Source organism: Polycladomyces subterraneus, from assembly GCF_030433435.1.
GTDB lineage: Bacteria > Bacillota > Bacilli > Thermoactinomycetales > JIR-001 > Polycladomyces > Polycladomyces subterraneus.
Genome location: NZ_JANRHH010000028.1, coordinates 48,421 through 70,548, shown reverse-complemented (window position 1 = coordinate 70,548; position 22,128 = coordinate 48,421). Strand labels below are relative to the sequence as shown.

At 52.6% G+C, this 22,128-nt stretch carries 21 protein-coding genes; 16 read left to right on the top strand and 5 right to left on the bottom strand.

The annotated features are described in order from the left end of the window. Positions 1 to 111: 111 nt before the first annotated feature. The 4 genes from NWF35_RS05870 to NWF35_RS05855 all read left to right on the top strand — a co-directional run bounded on the left by NWF35_RS05870 (position 112) and on the right by NWF35_RS05855 (position 4,992). Positions 112 to 885 (top strand): SDR family oxidoreductase, encoded by a 774-nt coding sequence (locus NWF35_RS05870; RefSeq protein ID WP_301238157.1) that lies wholly within the window; start codon positions 112 to 114, stop codon positions 883 to 885. A 68-nt stretch (positions 886 to 953) separates the two neighbouring features. Beyond that, positions 954 to 2,627 (top strand): long-chain fatty acid--CoA ligase, encoded by a 1,674-nt coding sequence (locus tag NWF35_RS05865; RefSeq protein WP_301238159.1) that lies wholly within the window; start codon positions 954 to 956, stop codon positions 2,625 to 2,627. 152 nt (positions 2,628 to 2,779) lie between these two features. Beyond that, complete coding sequence (locus tag NWF35_RS05860) at positions 2,780 to 4,183, top strand: sigma-54 interaction domain-containing protein (protein WP_301238156.1); 1,404 nt, start codon at positions 2,780 to 2,782, stop codon at positions 4,181 to 4,183. Positions 4,184 to 4,215: 32 nt separating this feature from the next. Then, complete coding sequence (locus NWF35_RS05855) at positions 4,216 to 4,992, top strand: SDR family oxidoreductase (protein ID WP_301238155.1); 777 nt, start codon at positions 4,216 to 4,218, stop codon at positions 4,990 to 4,992. A 621-nt stretch (positions 4,993 to 5,613) separates the two neighbouring features. Here NWF35_RS05855 and NWF35_RS05850 read toward each other — a convergent pair. Beyond that, positions 5,614 to 5,904, bottom strand: coding sequence for a class I SAM-dependent methyltransferase (locus NWF35_RS05850; protein ID WP_301238154.1), 291 nt, complete (start codon positions 5,902 to 5,904; stop codon positions 5,614 to 5,616). A 715-nt stretch (positions 5,905 to 6,619) separates the two neighbouring features. On the opposite strand from NWF35_RS05850, the gene NWF35_RS05845 reads away from it, so the two are divergent. Then, a complete protein-coding gene (locus NWF35_RS05845; protein WP_301238153.1) occupies positions 6,620 to 6,973 on the top strand; it encodes a hypothetical protein in 354 nt (117 codons plus the stop codon). A gap of 73 nt (positions 6,974 to 7,046) precedes the next feature. Here NWF35_RS05845 and NWF35_RS05840 read toward each other — a convergent pair whose 3' ends face one another. Further along, the gene (locus tag NWF35_RS05840) at positions 7,047 to 7,454 is read right to left on the bottom strand and encodes a hypothetical protein (protein WP_301238152.1); all 408 of its coding nucleotides are present in this window, start codon (positions 7,452 to 7,454) and stop codon (positions 7,047 to 7,049) included. A gap of 83 nt (positions 7,455 to 7,537) precedes the next feature. Between NWF35_RS05840 and NWF35_RS05835 the strand changes: the two genes are divergently transcribed. Continuing rightward, complete coding sequence (locus tag NWF35_RS05835) at positions 7,538 to 8,659, top strand: S8 family peptidase (RefSeq protein ID WP_301238151.1); 1,122 nt, start codon at positions 7,538 to 7,540, stop codon at positions 8,657 to 8,659. Between the two features lie 15 nt (positions 8,660 to 8,674). Here NWF35_RS05835 and NWF35_RS05830 read toward each other — a convergent pair whose 3' ends face one another. Then, a complete protein-coding gene (locus NWF35_RS05830) occupies positions 8,675 to 9,955 on the bottom strand; it encodes a S8 family peptidase (RefSeq protein WP_301238150.1) in 1,281 nt (426 codons plus the stop codon). Between the two features lie 299 nt (positions 9,956 to 10,254). Between NWF35_RS05830 and NWF35_RS05825 the strand changes: the two genes are divergently transcribed. Both NWF35_RS05825 and NWF35_RS05820 read left to right on the top strand, forming a co-directional pair. Beyond that, positions 10,255 to 12,246, top strand: coding sequence for a peptidoglycan D,D-transpeptidase FtsI family protein (locus tag NWF35_RS05825; RefSeq protein WP_301238149.1), 1,992 nt, complete (start codon positions 10,255 to 10,257; stop codon positions 12,244 to 12,246). Between the two features lie 16 nt (positions 12,247 to 12,262). Beyond that, on the top strand, positions 12,263 to 12,844 hold the full coding sequence (locus NWF35_RS05820) for a DUF502 domain-containing protein (RefSeq protein ID WP_301238148.1): 582 nt from the start codon (positions 12,263 to 12,265) through the stop codon (positions 12,842 to 12,844). Between the two features lie 72 nt (positions 12,845 to 12,916). Here NWF35_RS05820 and NWF35_RS05815 read toward each other — a convergent pair whose 3' ends face one another. Next, positions 12,917 to 13,210: a gamma-type small acid-soluble spore protein gene (locus tag NWF35_RS05815; RefSeq protein ID WP_301238147.1), complete on the bottom strand. Its 294-nt coding sequence runs from the start codon at positions 13,208 to 13,210 to the stop codon at positions 12,917 to 12,919. A 114-nt stretch (positions 13,211 to 13,324) separates the two neighbouring features. On the opposite strand from NWF35_RS05815, the gene asd reads away from it, so the two are divergent. The 3 genes from asd (at position 13,325) to NWF35_RS05800 (ending at position 16,476) form a co-directional block, all read left to right on the top strand. Next, positions 13,325 to 14,179, top strand: coding sequence for an archaetidylserine decarboxylase (gene asd, locus NWF35_RS05810; protein WP_301238146.1), 855 nt, complete (start codon positions 13,325 to 13,327; stop codon positions 14,177 to 14,179). A gap of 69 nt (positions 14,180 to 14,248) precedes the next feature. Further along, positions 14,249 to 14,845 carry a rhomboid family intramembrane serine protease gene (locus NWF35_RS05805; RefSeq protein ID WP_301238145.1) on the top strand — a complete coding sequence of 199 codons (597 nt, stop codon included), beginning with the start codon at positions 14,249 to 14,251 and terminating at the stop codon, positions 14,843 to 14,845. Between the two features lie 392 nt (positions 14,846 to 15,237). After that, positions 15,238 to 16,476: an MFS transporter gene (locus NWF35_RS05800; protein ID WP_301238144.1), complete on the top strand. Its 1,239-nt coding sequence runs from the start codon at positions 15,238 to 15,240 to the stop codon at positions 16,474 to 16,476. 87 nt (positions 16,477 to 16,563) lie between these two features. Here the strand turns inward: NWF35_RS05800 and NWF35_RS05795 are convergent, their stop codons facing one another. Further along, positions 16,564 to 16,902: a DUF4870 domain-containing protein gene (locus tag NWF35_RS05795; RefSeq protein WP_301238143.1), complete on the bottom strand. Its 339-nt coding sequence runs from the start codon at positions 16,900 to 16,902 to the stop codon at positions 16,564 to 16,566. A 56-nt stretch (positions 16,903 to 16,958) separates the two neighbouring features. Between NWF35_RS05795 and NWF35_RS05790 the strand changes: the two genes are divergently transcribed. From NWF35_RS05790 to NWF35_RS05770, 5 genes are all read left to right on the top strand, one after another. After that, positions 16,959 to 17,501: a gamma-glutamylcyclotransferase family protein gene (locus tag NWF35_RS05790; RefSeq protein WP_301238142.1), complete on the top strand. Its 543-nt coding sequence runs from the start codon at positions 16,959 to 16,961 to the stop codon at positions 17,499 to 17,501. A 7-nt stretch (positions 17,502 to 17,508) separates the two neighbouring features. Continuing rightward, positions 17,509 to 18,552 carry an SIS domain-containing protein gene (locus NWF35_RS05785; RefSeq protein WP_301238141.1) on the top strand — a complete coding sequence of 348 codons (1,044 nt, stop codon included), beginning with the start codon at positions 17,509 to 17,511 and terminating at the stop codon, positions 18,550 to 18,552. Further along, positions 18,553 to 19,527, top strand: coding sequence for an ROK family protein (locus NWF35_RS05780; protein ID WP_301238140.1), 975 nt, complete (start codon positions 18,553 to 18,555; stop codon positions 19,525 to 19,527). A 73-nt stretch (positions 19,528 to 19,600) separates the two neighbouring features. Next, the gene (locus NWF35_RS05775) at positions 19,601 to 21,046 is read left to right on the top strand and encodes an extracellular solute-binding protein (RefSeq protein WP_301238139.1); all 1,446 of its coding nucleotides are present in this window, start codon (positions 19,601 to 19,603) and stop codon (positions 21,044 to 21,046) included. Between the two features lie 176 nt (positions 21,047 to 21,222). Next, entirely contained in the window at positions 21,223 to 22,107 is an 885-nt protein-coding gene (locus tag NWF35_RS05770; protein ID WP_301238138.1) for a polysaccharide deacetylase family protein, read from the top strand. Positions 22,108 to 22,128 lie beyond the last annotated feature (21 nt).

The window sequence follows — 22,128 nt, the reverse complement described above, 5'->3', positions numbered from 1 at the left end:
AGAAAAACGCAGGCGATGGCCAAGGTCATTGCCTGCTTCAGTTCTTGTCGAGCGGGACCGGAGAAGTGACATCAACGAGTTTTGCTAACCAACTTGGATGAGGTGATACAGTTGACCGTACTCAACTTATTTCGCTTGGACGGAAAAGTCGCCATCGTTACAGGAGGAGGAAGAGGATTAGGGCAGCAGATTGCTCAAGCCTATGTGGAAGCTGGTGCAAAAGTGGTGCTCTGTTCCCGAAGGGTGGAGAACTGTGAACAAGTGAAAGCTGAACTGGAAGCACAGGGTGGAGAGGCTTTTGCGCTTCCCTTGGATGTCACTCATCCTGACTCGGTGAACGAAGTTGTGGCCAAGACCATTGAACGGTTCGGCCGCATCGATATCCTGGTCAACAATTCCGGTGCCTCTTGGGGAGCGCCGGCTTTTGACATGCCTTATGAAGCGTGGCAAAAGGTGATCCAAACCAACCTGACAGGTACATTCCTGATGTCTCAGGCTGTCGGCCGCCACATGCGCGACCAGGGAGGCGGCAAGATCATTAACATCGCGTCTGTGGCCGGATTGCGAGGTTCAGATCCGGAGGGTTTAGACGCGGTTGGTTACAATGCAAGCAAAGGTGGGGTTATTACGCTGACCAAAGATCTGGCTGTGAAATGGGCCCGCTACAACATCTATGTCAACGCGATCGCGCCAGGTTTCTTTCCCACGAAGATGACGAAAGTCGTGCTGGAACGCGGTTACGACCGAATCATTGCAGCTACGCCCCTCCAACGGGTCGGAGGAGAACGTGATCTGCAAGGTGCGGCTCTGTATTTCGCATCAGCTGCCTCCGATTTTGTCACTGGCCAGATCCTCGCTGTCGATGGTGGTTCAACGGCGAAATAACCAGCTGATGAAGGCCGAATGCTTCAGCTTGGATGATGAATCCAACATGCAAGGTGAGGTGTGAAATGATGACGGAGCGCCATTTTCAGTTCTGGCCGAAACGTCTGTCGACCACACTGGCCATTCCGGAGACGACCATTTCCGACAACCTCGAAGTCACTGCCCGCCGTTACCCGCAAAAGACAGCCATCTATTACTACGGAAACACTATTTCCTACCGGAAATTAAGTGATGAAGTTAATGTGCTCGCGGGGTATCTGCAAGAGGAACTGGGCGTGGGGAAAGGTGACAGGGTAGTCCTATATATGCAGAACTCACCGCAATTCATCGTTGCCTTTTACGCCATCCTACGTGCGAATGCAGTGGTGGTCCCGATTAACCCCATGAATACCACGGATGAACTGGCGTTCTATGTTGCAGATTGCGGTGCGAAGGTAGCGTTTATCGGTCAGGAACTGTACGAACGGATCGCCCCTGTCCTGCAGAAAGGATTTCTCAAACACCTCATCGTCGCCACATATTCAGATTATTTACCCAGCACATCCGATTATGAACTCCCAGAGGTCGTAGCTGCTCCCCGGCGTATCATCGACAACCCTGCGGTGGTCTCCTGGAACGAAGCACTGGACAGAGGACACCAACCCGGTCCGGTTGAAGTGGGGGCAGATGACCTGGCGGTGCTTCCCTATACGTCGGGGACGACCGGTAAGCCGAAGGGCTGCATCCACACGCACCGGACGGTCCAGGCGAACATAGTTGGAAGTTGTGTCTGGTTTCAGCTCACCCCGAATGCCACTACTTTGGCGACGCTGCCTTTATTTCACGTGACCGGTTTGCAACACAGCATGAATGCACCGATATACACAGGAAGTACAATCGTGCTCTTAACTCGCTGGAACCGGGATGTTGCTGCTCAGTTGATTGAGCGGGCAAAGTGCACACACTGGACAAACATCACGACAATGGTCGTGGATTTTCTGGCAAATCCCCATTTGTCCAAATACCGTCTCGATTCGTTGTGCCTCATTGGGGGCGGGGGAGCACCTCTGCCGGAAGCAGTGGGAGAGAAGTTGTACCAGTTGACGGGGATTCGCTACGTCGAAGGGTACGGATTATCCGAGACGATTTCGCAAACTCACTTCAATCCACCGGATCGTCCGAAGCTACAGTGTGCCGGGGTCCCGTCCTTCGACGTCGATGCGCGCGTCGTCGATCCCGAAACCCTGCGGGAACTCGGCCCGGGTGAAGAGGGGGAGATCGTCGTGCACGGGCCGCAGGTGTTCAAGGGGTATTGGAATCGTCCGGAGGAAAACGAAAAGGCATTCATCGAGATTGATGGAAAGACGTTCTTCCGCACTGGCGACATCGGCAAATACGACGAAGAAGGTTACTTCTTTATCGTCGATCGCATCAAGCGTATGATCAATGCCGCTGGGTTCAAGGTATGGCCCGCGGAAGTAGAATCAATCCTCTACAAACATCCCGCTGTGGAGCAAGCGTGCGTCATCGGCGTGCCAGACGAGCGCCGCGGCGAGACGGTGAAAGCGTTTATCGTTCTAAAAGAGCAGGCAGTCGGCACAGTCACAGAACAAGATATCATCGACTGGGCCAAGGGACAGATGGCAGTGTATAAATACCCTCGTATCGTGGAGTTTGTTCGCTCTCTTCCGAAGTCTGGAAGCGGTAAAATCCTCTGGCGGGTACTGCAGGAAGAAGAACTCAAAAAGCAAAAACAAGTATGAGGAGGAAGCGTTTACAGAAAGAACCTCGCAGAATGGATAGAAGAAGTCGAGGTCCCATCCCCTCTACTGCTGGAATATAATACCTAATGTTGACTCTATTCAGAATGAATGAAAAAATAAAAACAACAACGTATCAGTTCCGGGGGGAAATGATGGGCAAGAGTCAGCATGTGTTGCTAAAAAATTGGTTCAGTATCTTGGACCATTTGGATGAGATTTTCCTGTTTATCGGCAACGATACGGAGATCCTTCATGCCAACAGTGCCTATTCCCGGCTGATTGGCGTCCCTAGGGACAAGGTGATCGGCAGGCGTTTATCCGACATCGAGCCCAAAGCGCGGATCATTGAGGTGCTGGAGACGGAGCGGCCAGTCTATCACGATTACTCCTATATCGAATCTGTGGGCATGGATATCGTGGGCAATAGTTTTCCCGTCTACGACGAAGGAGAAAAAGTGGGAGCAATCGGCATTTTTCGCCCAGTTTCGCTGTTTTCATCCGACTCCTCCCTCCCGTCTACCCCCATATGGTGCAAGAAGGAAAAGGCAGCGGAGGGAGGGGACCCCTTCAGTCGCTTGATCGGCGAGAGCCGGGAGTTGAGAAATGTGATTTACATCGCGAAGAAGGTGGCCCAGACGGATACCACCGTGCTCCTCAGAGGAGAGACCGGGGTAGGGAAAGAGGTGTTTGCAAAGGCGATCCATGAAGCCAGCCCCTTCTCTGACGGCCCCTTTATCGCACTCAATATGGCTTCAATCCCGGAAACCCTGATCGAATCGGAGCTTTTCGGCTATGAGGCCGGCGCATTTACAGGAGCACAAAAGGGCGGAAAGCCTGGTCTGATTGAGTTGGCTGAGGGCGGGACGCTGTTTTTGGACGAAATCGGTGAAATCAGCCCTATGCTCCAATCCAAGTTGCTCCGAGTGCTCCAAGAGCGGGAAGTGATCCGGGTAGGGGGGACAAAAGCCCGACCTGTCCGTTTCCGCCTCATCGCCGCCACCAACCGCGATCTGGAGTCCATGGTGGAAAACGGGAAGTTCCGTCCCGATTTTTACTACCGGATCAGTGTTATCCCCATCCACCTCCCGCCCCTCAGGGAACGTTCTTCTGATGTGCTCCTGTTAGCAGAGCACTTCAAGCGGCAGCTGGAGGAACGGCACGGTCGGCAGAAAGCCTTCTCTCCGCGGGTCCTGGACATGATTAAAAGGTATTCCTGGCCTGGCAACGTGCGAGAGCTACAAAGCTGTATCGAGTACATGTACGTCCTCTCCGAAGGGCAGCTTCTGGATGTTCAGCACTTGCCGCAGCACATCTGGGAGTCTGTCAAAGGTGGTCAAATTGCCATTTGTGAGAGCGGAGAAGAAGCCCTAACACCTCCCGTTAAAAAGAAAGTTCCTTCTAAAGCAAACCTGAAAGAGGTCATGGAGCAGGTAGAGAAAGAGATGATCATTAAGGCCCTACGGGAATCCAGAACCAAGACGGAAGCCATCCAACGTTTGGGTATGAGCCGCAAAGGATTCTATATGAAGCTGAAAAAATATCAGCTTTCCTTCTGAAATGTGTATAGAGAATAGAAAGGATGGTTGGATTGAATAGTCTCGATTTGTTTCGCTTGGAAGGAAAAACGGCCATCGTCACCGGAGGTGGGCGAGGATTGGGGCAGCATATGGCGGAAGGCCTAGCAGAGGCCGGAGCCAAGGTGGTTCTATGTTCCCGCAATTTGGAGGCATGCCAAGAGGTAAAGGAAGCAATTGAAGCCAAGGGGGGAGAGGCTCTCGCTCTCGCCTGCGACGTCACCAACCCGGATGAGGTGGAACGGGTGGTGGCTACCACGGAGGAGGCCTTCGGTTCCGTCGACATCGTTGTTAACAATAGCGGGACCACTTGGGGGGCACCGCCGGAGGAGATGCCGGTCGATCGATTTGAACGGGTGATGGATGTCAACGTGAAAGGGACCTTTTTGATGACCCAGGCGGCGGGGAGAAGGATGATCCAGAGGGGAACGGGAGGGCGGATCATCAATATTGCTTCCGTGGCCGGACTGGTGGGAGGCCACCCGGAATACATGCAGACTGTTGGCTACAATGCCAGCAAAGGTGCGGTGATCACGATGACCAAAGATCTTGCGGTCAACTGGGCCCGTCACAATATCCAGGTGAACGCCATCGCTCCCGGCTGGTTCCCCAGCAAAATGTCCCGGCCGCTCTTGGATCGGCATGGAGAGCGGATGCTCTCTCATATCCCCATGGCCCGGTTCGGCAAGCCGGAGGATCTGAAGGGAGTCGTTGTCTTTTTGGCTTCCCCCGCTGCCGCCTACATAACTGGCCAGGTAATCGTGGTGGATGGTGGCTTGACAGCCTGGTAACAATTGTCTAAGGAATTCATATGACCGATGTTTCTATCATCAACAAAGAGCGTACCTCCATTGGTATGATCGACGGAATCTTCATTCACATGACCTCGGAGGAGCTGCGGTTGACGGCGGCCCCAAGGAGGCAATCCGCCGAGCAGTCATCGCATCGCAAGACATAGACAACTCATTGGTCGACAACGTATCTCAACCTCCCGAGGCTCCCCGATCTCGAACGGCACAATTCCCTTGGTGTCGGAGTTTTCATTGAAGCTCCGGCTCTCACTGTCAATCGCCTCTGTAACTCCTGCCTGCAAGAAATGATCTCGCCTGTGGTTTGTTGAGTCAGTCCACTCTGCGATCGTAAAGACTGCCGCCTTAACGGAACGATTCAACAAAAGATATGATGGACACGAATTAACCTAGCGGATCTTCAAGGAAATCTGGTCAAGTGAATCTTCCACCTAAACATACTGGTTGCCTGTTGGATTTTCCATTTGAAACACGAGCCGCGAGCGGAACAACAGTGTGACCGAATTCGATGGCCATGTCATCGTGATTTTTCCATTCGTCTTCCGTCAGATAATCCAGATCGGAATAGGGAAGGGGATGTTTTACCTGCAAAATTCCCTTTTCTTAAAGCTCCCAGTCAAAAAATACAGGATTCATGAATCCGCTGATGAGTGTGCCGCCTTGCTTCAGCACACGAAATATTTCATTCCAAACTTTTTGAATGTCTTTCACAAACAGATTGGAAACCGGATGAATAATCAAATCAAACTCTTCGTCACAGAATGCCTCCAGATTCGTCATATCCCCTTTGACGGTTCTGATGGAAAGGCCTTCACGCTCAGCTACAAAGCGATCCTGACGGAGTTGGTTTTCGGAGATATCCAGAACGGTTACTTTCCCACCGGCTGCTGCCAAAACGGGGCCTTGTTGTCCACCGCCTGAAGCCAGAAAAGAATGTTTTTCCCTTCTACAGGAGGAAACCAGCTTTTTGGTACGGGTTTGGTAGCGGTGACAACGATCTCCCAATCACCGTTTTTCGCTCTCTTTATGGTATCGGGGTCCACTGGTACGGTCCATTGGTTGTGCTTTTCCACTCTTCTGTCCCATATTTTGCTGTTATGTTCCGATATATTCACGAGGTTGCTCCTTTCAAATTATTTTTGTTTGATTATATCATTATTTCTGAAAATATTAATACTCGAATGGATGCATGGCTCTTTGCGTGCAGTCATTTTGGAGCGAGAGGCAATTGGAAGTCATTGACGGGACAAAGTTCCCTTAAAGGGTGTCTGGTAAATGGACAGGACGTAATGTGTCCCTCATGCGTGCGACTGACCGAGCTTACTGGATCAGGATGAGGATTTCGCCTTCAATCGAACGCATTATGCCCGTGCTTTGTGCCTCCGGTTCGCGCCCATGACCAGCATCTTCCCGAGAGGATGAGATGGAGAGAGCCGGATAAGAGAAGCGGACCAATAAATTAGACACGCCTTGGGCCCAGGCCCTTTTTTTGACAGGCTGGGTGAATAACGTGTGCATTCTCCCAGACGAGACATACATGTAATGGTGTAAGCACCAGGGGGTGTTTGGAGCCTGTGACGGTATAAAAAGCAAGGAGGAGGGTGGCATCGTGACTGACAGAAACATCTCATCGGTACAGCGACAGGCTATAGGGAATCAGACCGTCCCCCATTTGGTCAACAGCCGATGGCTTAGAAACGAGCTGGATCGGTTTTGTGAATCGTATCGCCATCAACGCTCCCATGGTTGGCTTGATTGGCTTGCGGAACAGGGGCAGGGAGAACAAGGACGACATCGGATCATGCAACTCCTGCGCCAAATTCAATCCGCTCAATCGGCAACTGCGTCACCGGAGCGCGGTGAAGGCGATTCAGGCCCTGATCAGGCGGCGGCCAGGCGGATCGCATACCTGTTGACCAAAACACGAAAACATCGCCCGCGAAAGAAAAAACAGGGGCGTTGAGGTGTTGCCGGCTTCGCCGACCATCCCCCTTTCCACCCCTATTGAGTTCCTTCCATGGTGAGGTGTAACCCCATCACCCTTTTTTCTTTTTCTCCATCACATGTTTGACGATGTTTTCCAATGACGGTGAGTTGAGAAGATCGAACAAACTGTCCCCGTCCGGGGAGTGCGGCTTATAAGAGGAGTTGTTTTCATTCTTGGATGGGGGCGATGGCTGGGATGGGGGCGATTGCTGGGAAGTGGTCGGTTTCGGGTTTTTCCGATCCGGTTTAGGTTGCATTTTAGACAGGGAGGAAATGACGTCGCGAAGAAGGTCTTTGTCTTTAACGGCAAAAGAGAGGTTATTCAATGCCTGTATCCATTGTTCCATTTGGGAAGTCATCGACGATATTTCTTTGGACAGCAGGTTCATTTTCTCCAACCCTTGAATCAAGTTCCGCTTGTTGGCGGAATCGTCATTGGAAGACCGTTTGGTTGGCATGGTATCCACCCTCCTGTGGTACACGCATTCGGTCTCAATATATTCGGTGTCAGTGAAAGAAGTGATGATGGGGAGTGAATAAGATGAAGATGCCGGGATGGTTTAATTCCCCGCCTCCTCACCGGCATGATCCGAGACAGAATCGATTTCGAAAGATATTTTATGTCAGGAAATGGAACGATCCGCGCACGTTGATGCGCTATTTTCGTCAGATGGGCTGCCGGTCGGTTCGGTTGTTGCCGCAACTGGGAATGGTGATAGGTGAGTTCGTTCATGATCATCCTCGCGATTCGGAACGCTATTTGGGCTTGGAATATATCGAACCCGACATCCAAGTGACGATCACCGATCCCTATGTGGGAGCGGTGATCTCGGAACAGCCTTATACCGTGCCCTGGGGTGTCCAGCAAATCGAGGCCAGTCGCGTATGGAGAATCAGTAGGGGACGTGCGGTGAGGGTAGCAGTGATCGATACCGGGATCGCTCATGATCATCCGGCGATCCGGGACAACTATCAGGGGGGCGTCAACATTTTGTCTCCCATTTTTTCTCCGTATGATTACAATGGTCACGGTACCCACGTCGCGGGAACAATCGCCGGACGGTCCAACGAGCTGGGGGTATTGGGGGTGGCGCCGCGGGCCCATCTGTATGCGGTCAAAGCGTTCAACCGAAAGGGAAGCGCCAATCTGTCCGACTTGTTGAGTGCGATCAATTGGTGCATTGAAAACCGGATGCAGGTCGTCAACATGAGCTTTGGAATGGACAAGGCGAGCGAGGCGCTTCGCCACGCGATCCAATTGGCACACAGGCGGGGTATCGTGATGGTGGCCGCGGCGGGCAATCAGGGAAACCGGTCGATGATAGACTATCCGGCCCGCTACCCGGAAACGATCGCGGTGACGGCTACGGGGAAAAACGGGCAGTTGGCTTCCTTCAGCAATTTGGGGGAAGGGACGGATCTGGCGGCACCGGGGGACAAAATTCGTTCCGCATGGTTGAACAGTTCGACCCGCGAGATGAGCGGAACGTCGATGGCGGTGCCCCACGTGGCCGGTACAGTGGCCCTGATGTTGTATCTGCGTTCCGAATTGACGCCGGAACAGGTGCGAAAAATCCTCACCCAGACGTGTGGGCCGATCAGCGGCACGGATGAGTTGGGGATGGTGAATGCGTATCGTAGTGTGCGTGTATTGGTTCGGTAATATCGGGGTGGGTGATCAGGCGCTGACCTGACCCCGCCCTTGTTCGTTTTCCGGGAACTTGAGATCTTGTGCTTTTTCGAGCAGTTGTTGTTTCACCTGATCGGGGGTGAGGGCGGGATCGGATGTGAGAAGCAAGGCGGTGACACCGGCGACGATGGGGGTGGCCATCGACGTGCCGGATAAGGAGGTATAGTCGTCACCCACTCGGCTGTTTGGAGACATTTTGTCCAGGTAGGAACGCTTTACGCGCAAGGAAGTGATTTGGCTGCCCGGAGCGACGAGGTCGGGCTTGACGATCCCGTCAATGGTAGGCCCCCGGCTGGAAAACGAGGCGATCGTGTTGTCACTATTGTCTACTGTGCTGTGGTCATCGGTGGCCCCGACGGTGATCACCCGGGGATGGATGCCCGGACTGGCGATGGTTCTGGGTTCGGGCCCTTCATTTCCGGCGGCGACCACGACAGTGATGCCGTGATTCCAGGCTTCTTCCACCGCCTGGCATACCGGGTCATCTTTATAGGAGAGATGGCTGGTGCTGCCCAGTGACAAGGAAATCACACGAATACCGTATTCATCGCGATGATCGATGCACCACTGGATCCCTTGGATTACGGTGGACAAGCTACCGGAGCCCATTTTGTCCAGTACCTTGACTCCCACCAAACGGGCTTTAGGGGCGGCGCCCCTGTACTTACCGTCTGAACGGTATCCGTTGCCGGCGGCACATCCGGCGCAATGTGTGCCGTGGCCGTTATCGTCGTAAGGGTTGGTTTTTCCTTTGACAAAGTCCTTGAAAGCGATGATCCGGTTGGTCGGCTGTGTCAAATCGGGATGCGGATGGATGCCTGTGTCCACTATGGCGATGGTGACATCCTCTCCCTCATTTCCTCCGCTCCAAACTTGGGGAGCACCGACGGAAGGAACGGCGGTGTCCAGAAGTGCATGCACCTTGCGGTCTAAATATACTTTTTCCACTGACGGCATTTCCAAAAGCGACTGAAGTTGGGACATTGACAGCTGGGTGGCAAACATCCCGATGCTGTGGAAATATTTCATGGTGGGACGGCCAGTTTCATACATCCACTCTTTTGCCCATTGCAGGCTGGCAGTGGAAGAGGGAGACATTTTGATGAGTACGCGGGTACGGGACAGCTTGTGTATGACATAGGTGGTCAGATTGTGCAAAAAACAGGGGATACGGCGAAGCGTCTGATACCGTTGGATGAGATGGGTACGTAAAGCACCATCCATCCGCTTGCTGTGTTCGCGAATCCATTCGGCATGGGTGTAAGACACGGGATATGATTCTCCTTCCAATCAATCTCGTATAGTTTACACTATGATTGGTAGGAGAAACCTGTCACGACCGTTGTCCTTTTCACGTAAAGTTGCGCTTTTGTCCCCTTTTGTTGCGAGGTTTTGTGTTAAACTAGAAGACGGATTTTGCGATGGTTTTTCGGGAGTGTCTGGCCAGAAAGAAAGAGTGGCCTGTTTTCTACGGGCGATTTTTGAGATCAAGAGAAACAGGAACGAGAGGAATCAGGTTCACTCGAAAAGCGGATTTGCCAGACACCCATAACGGTAGAAGGGTTGGGATGATCGGGATGATCAGACCGAGGCATCACATGACACCGAAAGAGATGAGTTTCCAACGGTTGCATGTGTTGTGGTTGGTTGTTTTTCTACTTTTTGTGGTGTTGGTTCTAAGATTGAGTTGGGTGCAGTTGGGCGGCGGTGAACGGTATCATCGCCTCGCTGCTGAGAACAACTTCAAGCAAATTCCCGTTCTTGCCCCAAGGGGCAATATCTACGACCGGAGCGGCAAACCGATTGTGACCAACCAATCGCTATATACGGCCATTTATTTGGAAACGGATGACTCGAAAGAACGAAAGCTGGCGACTGCCAAACGGTTGGCCCAAGTATTGCATCTGCCGTTGGAAGAAGTCCTTCAGTCTATGGATGTGGGTCTGGATGCCAAAGGAAATGATGTGCCCCGCAGAGAGCCTCCCTATTATCCGAAAAAGATCAAGGACCGCCTGACGGAACGAGAAGTGGTCCAACTGGTGGAAAATCCGTCCCTGTTTCCCGGAATTAACGTGATCATGGAACCCCTGCGAAAATATCGGGATGATACGTTTGCAGTACAGACGATCGGCTACGTCCGGCCGTTCGCAGGGGCAAAATCCTCCTTGAAAAAATACAAATCGGCTGCGGAAAAGCCGGATCAAGGGGGGTACCTGGATTGGGAGCAGGTGGGGATGGACGGAATCGAGTACAGCTACCAGGACCAATTGCGCGGCAAGCACGGATACCGTCTGGTGAGGGTCAATTCATCGGGTAAAGTGGTGCAGGTGCTCAAAGAGGTGCATCCTCGACCGGGTAACAGCTTATACTTGACATTGGATGAACAAATGCAGTTGGAGACGGAGAAGTTTATCGAGGAGCATTTGCGCCATTTACGGACGATGGGAGGCCAAAATCAGGCGCCGTATGCCAAATCGGCCTACGCGGTGGCGATGGAAGTCAAAACGGGTAAGATTCGGGCGATGGTCAGTTACCCCGACTATGATCCAGGTATTTGGAATCGGCGTGTTTCGACCAAAGACTACGAAAACCTGCGATTTAGGATTCGCAACGGCACGATCGAAGAGGCGCCATTTGATGCCAGCGGTTACGATAACCCGGACCGGGTGGTAAACCGGCATCCGTTTTCAGTGTTGCCATTGGGGTCTACGTTTAAGCCGCTAATGGTTTTGATGGGGCTTCAGGAAAAACTGATCACACCGTGGACGTATTGGACCGACCCCGGGAAATTTTACTATGCGAAAGCGACTCCGCCCATCCGTAATGCCGGCGGGCACAACTACGGCGTGCTGAATCCGATCCGGGCGCTGCAAAAATCCTCCAACACCTTCATGGCATGGTTAGGTACGAAATGGTATAGACGGGACAAAGATGAAGCGCTGAAAAAATTTATAAACTACACACACCTGTTTGGGTTGGGTGTTCCCACAGGTGTCCGGTTGAAAGGGGAACAGGACGGAACGGAAGACTATCGCAGCATCGCCAAGCGATTCTCTGGATTGGGAGCGATGGCGCTGGCCTCATTCGGTCAGGCCCAACGTTATACCACATTGCAGCTGGCACAGTATGCGGCCACTTTGGCCAACAAAGGGGTGCGGTTACGTCCGCAGTTGGTGGAAAAAATAGTGGATGCAAACAATAAAGTGGTTGAAGAAACGAAACCGGAAGTGTTGAATCGCGCTACGATCAATCCTCAGTATTTTGATACGGTGACGAAGGGGATGGTGGCGGTTACCCAGCCCGGCGGAACTGCTGCTCAGCTGTTCAAAGGACTGCCGTTTCAGGTGGCCGCCAAGACCGGTACGTCGGAGCAGGATATTCCGGGACGCGGCCGGGTGGAAAACTCCGTATTCATTGCCTTTGCTCCTGCCGACAATCCGCAGATCGCTGTAGCCGTCGTTGTACCGGAAGGCGGATACGGTGCGGTGGGGGCCGGCCCGATTGCGGAAAAGATGATACAACTGTATTACCAGCGGTTCATGCAGAACCAGGCCCGTTGACGGGGGGAGATTATCGATGAAACAGTGGCGCGTGATGAAAAGACTGACTGTCTATTTTCTAAACGGATTGTTGGTCGTTCTGCCACTGGCGGGTACCGTTTACCTGTTGCGCTATGTATATCAACTACTTAACGGCTGGGGAATGATTTGGTTGCCCGATCGCTTGGAATTTCCGGGGCTGGGTGTATTGGTTGTCATCGGCTTTGTCCTCTTGGTCGGGTTTCTCGCCCGTTTGTGGGTGACGAAAAAGCTGCTGGACTGGATGGAGTCCATCATTCAACGTCTACCGCTCATCAAGGGAATTTACAGCACACTGAAGGATACCATTCACTCCTTTTTTGGAGAGAAAAAATCGTTTGATACCGTGGTCTTTGTCACTGTGGCGGGAACAAAACGGATCGGTTTTCTGACCGTGAAAGAACCGTGCTTTACCACCCGAGACGGGAAAGAGTACGTCGGTGTGTATTTTCCCCAGAGTTTGCAGTTTGCCGGGGATTTGCATTGGTTTGAACGGAGTGAGATCGAGGTGTTGGACCTTCCCGTTGACGAAGCGCTTCGCATGGTGTTGTCAGCCGGTGTGGCAGGAAAATCGAAATAAAAGGACTTCGCAATAAACAAGTAAAACGCCCATCCTGTCACAAGGACAGGATGGGCTGGGTGATCATTTCGCTTACTGTTGGTTTTGCTGTTTACGGCTTTGGGACTGTTGGTTTTGTTGACGAACTTGTTGAGCGTTCGTTTGAGCACCAGCAGCACCGGCCGATTCAGTAGCGAATTCGGTTTGGAACGCCTGACGGCCCGCAGACTGTTGGTTTTGTTGGCGCACGCGTTGAGCGTTCGTTTGGGCACCAGCAGCACCGGCCGATTCAGTAGCGAATTCGGTTTGATACGCTTGGCCCGCAGACTGACGGTTTTGCTGACGGACCTGTTGAGCGTTGGTTTTCGGCGTACCTTTTTGGTACATGGATGATCACCTCCGATCAGTATTCTCCCCGTCCAAACGCGATTCAGTCATGGAATATCGAACCACAAACAGGAAATAAGCGGAAATTCACTACGGGTATTTGAGGAGGACATAATGAAAGACCGGATGTTGTTGACCTTGTTGCATGCATTGCCCAAAAAAACGATATCCCGGTGGATGGGGCGTTTCGCACGCAGTCCGGTAAGCAAACGCTTTATTCCTTATTACATCAAACGATTTGACATCAACCTGTCAGAAATCGAAAAGCCATGGGAAGAATATGAAAGCTTGATGGAGTTTTTCGTTCGACGACTGAAACCGGGAGCGCGGCCGGTCGATCCTTCTCCTGATACGGTAGTGAGCCCGGTGGACGGTACCATTTCCCAGCTCGGAACAATCACCCGAGACACGCTGATCCAGGCAAAGGGGTTGGATTATCAGTTGGAGGACCTGTTGGGGGGAGATGGTGAGCGGGCTAAACAATTTGAAAACGGAACATTTGTTACCATTTATCTGAGTCCGCGCGACTATCATCGGATTCATGCCCCGATTAAAGGGCGTATCCAGGGTTTGACCTACATTCCGGGCACGCTGTTTCCGGTCAATACATTCGGTGTTCGAGCCGTTCGCGGTTTGTTCGTGCGCAATGAACGTTTGATCACCTATCTGACTTCCCCGGAATTGGGAACGGTGGCCGTTATCAAAGTGGGTGCGACTAACGTGGGGAGTGTCAAAGTGACATACGACCCGGAAATCGTCACCAATCGGCCACGCCAAAAGCAATTGGAGAAGAAATCATACGATCCCGAACCGGAATTGGAAAAAGGGGAAGAAATGGGACGGTTTGAGTTTGGTTCCACTGTCATTTTGTTGTTTGAAAAAGGAAAGATACAATGGTGTCGGGATTGGCGTCCAGAGGATCCAGTTCAAATGGGCCAACCCATCGCCAAGGCGGCTTCACGGATCTGACACACATTCAAGTGAGCGCAAGTACCATCAGATGAACGGCACACCCTAATCCGAAGAGGGGGAACGGCGGTGTTTGGGCACACGCAAATCCCGTTACAGCGATTTCCATATTATTTCCCGGTCGTTACCGGCATTCTCGCGGTGCAAACGGTGTTGTTCGCCATGATGACATTGCAGGGCGGGACGACCGACCCGGAGGTGCTCATCCGTTACGGTGCCTACGAAAGCACGCTGGTGTCGCAAGGTGAATGGTGGCGACTGGTTATTCCCGTGTTTCTTCATATCGGATGGATGCATTTTTTGTTCAACAGTTTTGCCTTATACCTGTTGGGACCGCAGTTGGAATGGTTGATGGGGAGGATCTGGTTTTTGCTGTTGTATCTTGCTTGCGGAACGATCGGTAACCTGGTTACTTATTGGCTGGATTATTCAGTCATTACGGCCGGAGCGTCAGGGTCCATATACGGCCTGTTCGGTGTTTATCTGTATCTGTACTGGCGACGTTCAATTGATCCGGAAACCGGAAAGGGATTGGTGGCGCTTGTCGGGATCAATCTGTTGATCAGCTTGTTTCAACCCAATATCAACTTGGCGGCTCATTTGGGCGGGTTGTTGGCGGGTTTTCTGCTGACGGAACCTTTGTTGCGGTTGCGTAGACATTCCTAAGGTATCACTGTACTCCGATTCACCTGGGTGCTCCTTTTCCCTCTCGCCTTGTTTCTAGAGCGTGTTAGGTGAATGCTGTCCAATTGCTTTCACAGCATGCTCCACCAGCGCCCTGGAAGGAAGGAGATCATGGCCGCTCCAACCCGGAGCGAAGGACGCAAGCAAGTACGTTTCGCTGAGAGGGAGTTGCCCGCGATTCATTCCTGCGCTTTCCGAGTCTTCGCTCATACCAGACACGCCCTAAACTTGAGGGTTGCTCACCGGAAAAGACACCCGGCTCTCCAACAGAACCGCCGCCTCGCTCGCCATCCCGTTCATCCCCAGCATTTTTTACCTTGGGGGATATCGCTTAATGCTGTGCATGCTGGTTACCCTATCAATGGGTGATTTGCATGGGCATACTCAACAGATTGAATCGACTGGATCGGCAAGCTTGGTTGTTGTTGGCGATAAGTGGATTATTTGCTGTCTCCACTGCGTTGTCCAACACGTTCGTCAATGTGTATCTGTGGAAGCTAAAACGGGACTATGGCTTGATCGGTTGGTTTAACCTGCTCCAGTATGCGGCGATGGCGGTCACGTTTATCGTGGCCGGCCGCATAGCCAAAAGTGTCGATCGGGTGATCGTGATCCGTTGGGGAGTGGCCGTGCATGCATTGTTCTATTTATGTGTGCTGTTGCTTGGAGACGGATCGGCCCGATACATTTCTTGGTTGGGCACCCTGCTCGGAATCGGAGCAGGGCTGTTCTGGTTGGCGTTCAACGTTTTGTACTTTGAAATCACCGAGCGGAACAACCGGGATGTGTTCAACGGGATGAACGGATTTTTGGGGTCGGTAGCCGGAATCGTAGCCCCGCTGTTATCCGGTTGGATCATTACGCGCGTGGACAGATTGACGGGGTATCGTATCGTTTTTGGCCTTTCCATGGCCATTTTTCTGGCGGCGGTCGTGGTCAGTTTTTTGTTGAAACGCCGCAAAGTGGAGGGGGAGTACCAGTTGGTCAGCGTACTCCGGCAGTCCTTTAGCATGAAAGAGCGATGGCGGTGGGTGATGGCAGCCAGTGTAGCTCAAGGGGCACGTGAAGGGGTGTTTGCTTTTCTGGTAGCACTGCTCATTTATGTCACCACGCAAAACGAGATGGTATTGGGCAGTTTTCTGACAGTCAGCTCACTGGTTTCCCTGATCGCTTTTTTGTTGGTGGGCCGTTATCTACGTATCCAATGGCGCGATGAAAGCATATTTGTCGGTACTTTGATGATGGGTGTGGTCGTCCTGCCGTTTGTCTGGAAGGTGGACACATGGTCATTGTTTCTGTTGGGGGTGGGAGCAGCCCTGTTTTATCCCCTCTACATGGTGCCGCTGACATCCACCGTCTTCGATGTGATCGGTGAAAACAAGACAACGGCCCGTCTGCGGATCGAATATGTGGTGGCGCGGGAATTGGCATTAAATTTGGGAAGGGTACTGAGTCTGGCGTTATTTTTGTGGTGGGTGAGCAAAACGAATGATTGGGAAGAGCTGCGTTGGCTGTTGCTGATCATCGGTTTTGTCCAGGTCTTTGTTTGGTGGACACTGCGACACGTGCCGCCAATGCCGATGACCACCAAACCGAAACCAGGAAGCTCCTAACCGGTGTGAAGCCTTCTCCAGTCAGCGACGAATACGCCCCGGCCGAATCGGCCGGGGCGATCCATCATGGGTGCCCGACGGGTGGGATCAAATTTTTCGTGCCCACCGACCTGTGACAGGGTAGGAATACCACCGTCCGTTCCAGGTCTGGATCACCGCCCAAACTGTTAGGATAAAAGCGGACAGTGCTACGAGTGGGAAGAGCAGGAATCCGATCAGCACCAACATCAGCACTTTGGATGTAAACAGCGCGACCAACACCCCGACATGAAACATAAACGCCTCTTTAGCATGATGTTCCACAAACGGGGATTTGTCTTTAACCAAATATACCAACAGCGGCAACAGCAACGGAAAAAACACCAGACTGGCATGGCACAGGATTGACCACACTTTGTCCCGATTATCAGTTGATGTGGGTCGCATATTCGTTTCACCACCTTTTTCCTATCTTACCCGGCTTTTTGTTATAATGTACATGGATGACAAAAAATTATTGTATCTCAGAAAATATCGAAATAGTCAAAAGAGAGGGGGGACAGCTGCTGTATTATTTTGCCTACGGTTCATGCATGGATGAGTCGAGTTTTGCCAGAACCGTCGGAAAAGACCAGTATCAATTGCTGGGCGGTGCCCGGTTGAAGGATTATCGTTTGGCATTTCCCCTCTACAGCCACTCCAGGGGAGGTGGTGGTGTGGGCGACATTTTCCCGGATCCGGGTGGTGAAATGGAAGGGGTGTTATATCGATTGAAGCCGGCCGCATGGCCGCCGTTGGATGACAGGGAAGGGGTCTCACAGGGACACTATCGGCGAATGAAGGTGGACGTCATCCGGGACAGCCGTACAATCCAGGCGGTGACGTACACGGTGGTGAACAAGTCGGATCGGGAATTTCGCCCCAGTCCATTGTATTGTCAGTTGATTATGAATGGTGCCAAGCGGCATTTGAGCGACGCTTACTGCAAGCGATTGATACGGGAATGGAAAGAACGGTTCGGCATGGAATGGCCGATCCGAGGATGAGGGGGAGATGTTGTTGAACGGTCAGGTGACCATGAAGGAGATGGCGGAGCAGGCTCAGACATGGCGGACGGTTTGGGAAGCACGGGATTCGTACCAAGCTGTTTGGCGCAGATTGTTGTCAGCGGGTCAAATCGAGGAGTTGGTGTTCACCGGTTGCGGATCGTCCTATTATCTTGCCAGTTCGGCGGCAGCCGCATTTTCCAAATGGACGACTTATTCCGCCAAAAGCGTACCTGCATCGGAGTGGCTTTTATATCCGGATCAGCACGCATCGGGCAAGCGCACACTGTTGGTGATCATCTCCCGATCCGGTACGACGACCGAGTGTCTGTTGGTGGCGGAAGCGGCAGAAAAAATGCAGGGTGTACGTACGTTGGCTGTTACCTGCCACCCTGACAGCGCGTTGACCCAACGTTGTGATGATACGCTGGCAATACCCGCCGGACGGGAAGAAAGCGTTGTGATGACCAAATCCTTCACCAGCATGCTGTACCTGCTGCTCATCAGTGGCGCTTTGCTGGGCGAAAATCGGTATGCCCAAGCTGAACTGGCGGGATTACCTGATCGTATAGCCGCTTGGACGCAACTGGAAGCAGAGGGGAAGGCTTTGTCCGGACAAGATTACCGGACAGTGGTTTGTTTGGGGGCGGGACCATTGTACGGAATCGCTCAGGAAGCCGGATTGAAGGTAAAAGAGATGGCCGTTCAACCTTCCGAAGTATATCATCCATTGGAATACCGGCATGGGCCCAAATCGATCGTGAATGATCAAACGTTGATCGTCTTGTTTGCTTCCGACAGGGGGCGGGAGTACGAACCCCAGTTAATGCGGGAATTGAAGCAGTTGGGCGGGCGCGTTTGGGTAATCGGAGGGAGTGCGGATCTGTTTTCCAACGTGGACCGTCACACGCCACTGGAGAAATCGGCGGGAGATTGGACCCGTGGCCTGCTCGGACTTTTACCCTTGCAACAATTCGGCGTGCATTACGCCATCCGGCGCGGATATGATCCGGATCGCCCGCGTCATTTGTCCCAGGTGGTGCAGTTGTAGATGGAATCAGTTTGGCTCGGCATTGATGTCGGCGGCACCAATGTGGTGATGGCTTTGGGAGATAGGAATGGCAATGTTTTCGCCAAAAAACGGATCCCCACTCTGGCGGCGGACGGGGCGGCCAGGGTGCTCAAGCGGATCATCGATGCAGTTGAGGCTATGTTGGCGGAAACAGGGACGCCGATTTCCCGATTGGGTGGCATCGGTTTGGGTGTTCCGGGATTAGTCGACGCGAAGCGTGGTGTGGTCCGGTTGGCGGTCAATTTAAATTGGCGACAGGTGGCGGTATCTGAGGTGTTCCACAGGCACTTCGGGGTGCCAGTTCGCGTGGACAACGACGTGCGGGCAGCTACGTTGGGGGAGTATCAATTTGGGGCTGGCAAGGGTTTTCGCCATTTTTTATGTTTGACGCTGGGAACAGGGATCGGTTCGGGAATGTTGTTGGATGGTCGCATCTATGCAGGTGCAACCGGTAGTGCAGGAGAAATCGGCCATATGGTGGTGGAGCCTGAGGGGATGGCGTGTACGTGCGGCAATCGCGGTTGTCTGGAGACGATCGCATCAGGTTCCTCGTTGGTCCGGTTCGTACGGGAACGGATGGCCGATGGGGTGGAGACAAGTCTCGACGATGGTAAAGTACTCACGGTGGAACGCATCGGCTCAGCGTTCGATGCTCAGGATGCGCTGGCACGGGAAGCGATCAGCCGTGCCGGGAAGTATTTGGGTTTTGCGTTGGCCAATGCGGTGAACTTGTTGAACGTGGAGCGGGTGATCATCGGGGGAGGTGTCTCCTTATTGGGTGGCCGGTTGTTTGGGTTTATCCGAAATGAGTTTCAACGTTGTGTGCTACAAGGGGTGGGTGACGGCGTAGAGATCGTCCCGGCTGCGCTGGGGGATGAGGCGGGTGTGGTGGGCGCACTGGTGTTGGCCCGTCAGGCGGCGGGAGTGCCCTCGGATAAGCCCGCCACGACTTGACTTGTATCACGGAGAGGGAATTCGATCAACGAAAAGGGACAACCGGCTCAATAAACGATATGGAGGTGAAAAAGTGACGAATCTGCGGCGCCGCAGTACGTTTGACCGACGGTATGAACGTTTTGTCCGTTCGTTGCGGGAACAAATCGTGACCGGTCAACTGAAACCCGGTGACTTCATTCTATCTGAACATGAATTGGCCGAATTGTACGAACTGAGCCGCGGCTCGGTGAGAAAGGCGCTATCGGAGCTGGTGTCCGAGGGATTGTTGCTCAAAATCGCCGGCAGGGGAAACATGGTGACTTATCCGCGTAAAGGAGACATTCGTCTGTCCAAGATCAAACTGGGCTGGTTTTCCCCTTCTTATGAGTTACCTGTGGTGCGTCAGTTGCTCCAACAATTTGAAGAGCGGTTTCCGATGTTGCGTGTTCAGTTGGTGCCGATTCCGACCCCGGAGTATGTGGAGACATTGATGGAGTGGAATGCGACGGAAACAGTCATCGATGTGTTCGTGCTTCCCGACTTTTTCTTTCTGCGGTGGGTTCAGCAAGGCTGGGTACATCAGCTCCATCCCTATTTGCCTGAGGAAATGCAACGGGAACCATCGACCTATCCCCCATTATTGAGCATGTTTCAGCATGACGATGTGCAGTATGCCACACCGTTTGTCTTTTCACCGGTGGTGATTGGTTACCATCGACGGATGTGGGAAGAGGCGGGCATCCGGGAGCACAACCCGATCCGGGATTGGATTGGGTTGGTGGAAACAGCGCGAAGATGTTCCATTCGGTCACCGGACGGTGAATGCGATCAGTACGGTTTTTGTTTCTCCGCTTCCCGCAATAGATGGCCGGTGTTCCTTTTGCAAAACGGGGGACAGTTGGCTGATGCCGGCGGCAGGCTCCTTTTGGATCATCCCCGTAATGTTGAGGCGCTTCGTTTTTGCGTAGACCTGATGTATCAGCATCGCGTCGCTCCCATTTTTTCACATGGAAGCGACCGTTTGGCTGAGGATCTGTTTATTCGTGGACGTGCAGCGATGATCCTGACGACGTATTATTTCATGAACGAATTCCGATATCAGGGTATGGACTGGGACCTTTTGACTCCCCCGATGGGGCGGGAAGAGGCGACACTGCTGTTGGGCAACGGTCTGGCTATCAATGCGAACTCGCCCAATCGGGCTGCCGCCGAAGCATTGGTCGATTTTTTGACGAGTCGGGAAACGCAAAGCGAGATCAAGAGGCAATCATGTACGATTCCGGCACGTAAGGATGTAGCCGAAGATCGCACATTATGGCGATCTGACGTTCACCCCGAACAATATCATGTGTTTGTCGACGTGTTGCCCTATGCGCGATCCATTCGGGATTTGGGGGTCACGGAGGAACAGTTCTCTTTTATGGAAAAAGAACTGCATTTGATGTGGGCACGTGTGGAGTCTCCTGATGTCGCGTCTCACAGAATCACGGAGGAGTGGAGCCGCCGCTCGGCATTGCCGACGTCATCATCACATTGATTTCCTGGTGAATGCATGCGGTTCCTTAGCCGCTTTCCCAGTTTGGGAAAACGGCTTTTTTGGTCATGAAACCGTCACATTCAACCGGGGTCCCAACAGGCAAAATGAATATGGGGCCGATCAGTATGTAAGGAACGTGCCCGGTTTATCCCGATTAGAATCGGACGGTGAGAATCATGCATCATCGGAAATGGTACATGTGGATCGCGTGGTTGTTGTCGGTGACGATCGTCGCGGGGTGTTCCCATTCGCACGCGCGATCTCAACCATCCTTCAACCACCCTCATCCCGCTATCGGTGTACATGTGCAGATGCATACAGCAAACACAGCAGCTCATGACGCCTTGCTGAAACAAACACTGCTGAAAACATATGGAAACAAGCATCCCCTACGTTGGGGAGAACACATGCCGGGGATCTACCAGCGGTTTGACACCAAGGAAAAAATCGTCGCCCTTACCTTTGATGCCTGCGGTGGTAAGGAAGGGAGCGGCTATGACAAAAAACTGATCGACTATCTGATTCAACAACGGATTCCGGCAACGCTGTTTATCAACAGCCGCTGGATCGACGCCAATCCGGAACGCTTCCAGTCTTTAGCCCGTAACCCGCTGTTTGAGATCGAAAATCACGGTTATCTGCATAAGCCGTTGTCGGTAGATGGGCGATCGGTCTACGGCATAGGCGGGACCCAGAATGTGGCGCAAGTGGTGGATGAAGTGATGATCAATGAACGGAAAATTGAACGGCTCACCGGACGTAAACCGATGTTTTTTCGTCCGGGTACCGCCTATTTCGATGATGTCGCTGTTAAGATTGTGCATCGGTTGGGCTTGAAGCCGGTCAACTACGATGTGCTGGGCGATGCCGGGGCGACATACAACACTGCGCAGGTGAAGCGGGCACTGTTGAGTGTCAAACCTGGTTCGATCGTGCTTCTGCACATGAACCAACCCCACGGTGACACAGCCGAAGGAGTGATCCAAGCGATTCCTTTGCTGAAAAAACGAGGATATCGTTTTGTCCTTCTTCAAGAGGTGGCGGGTCAGTTGCGCTCTTGATCGGAGCATAAAAAGAATGGC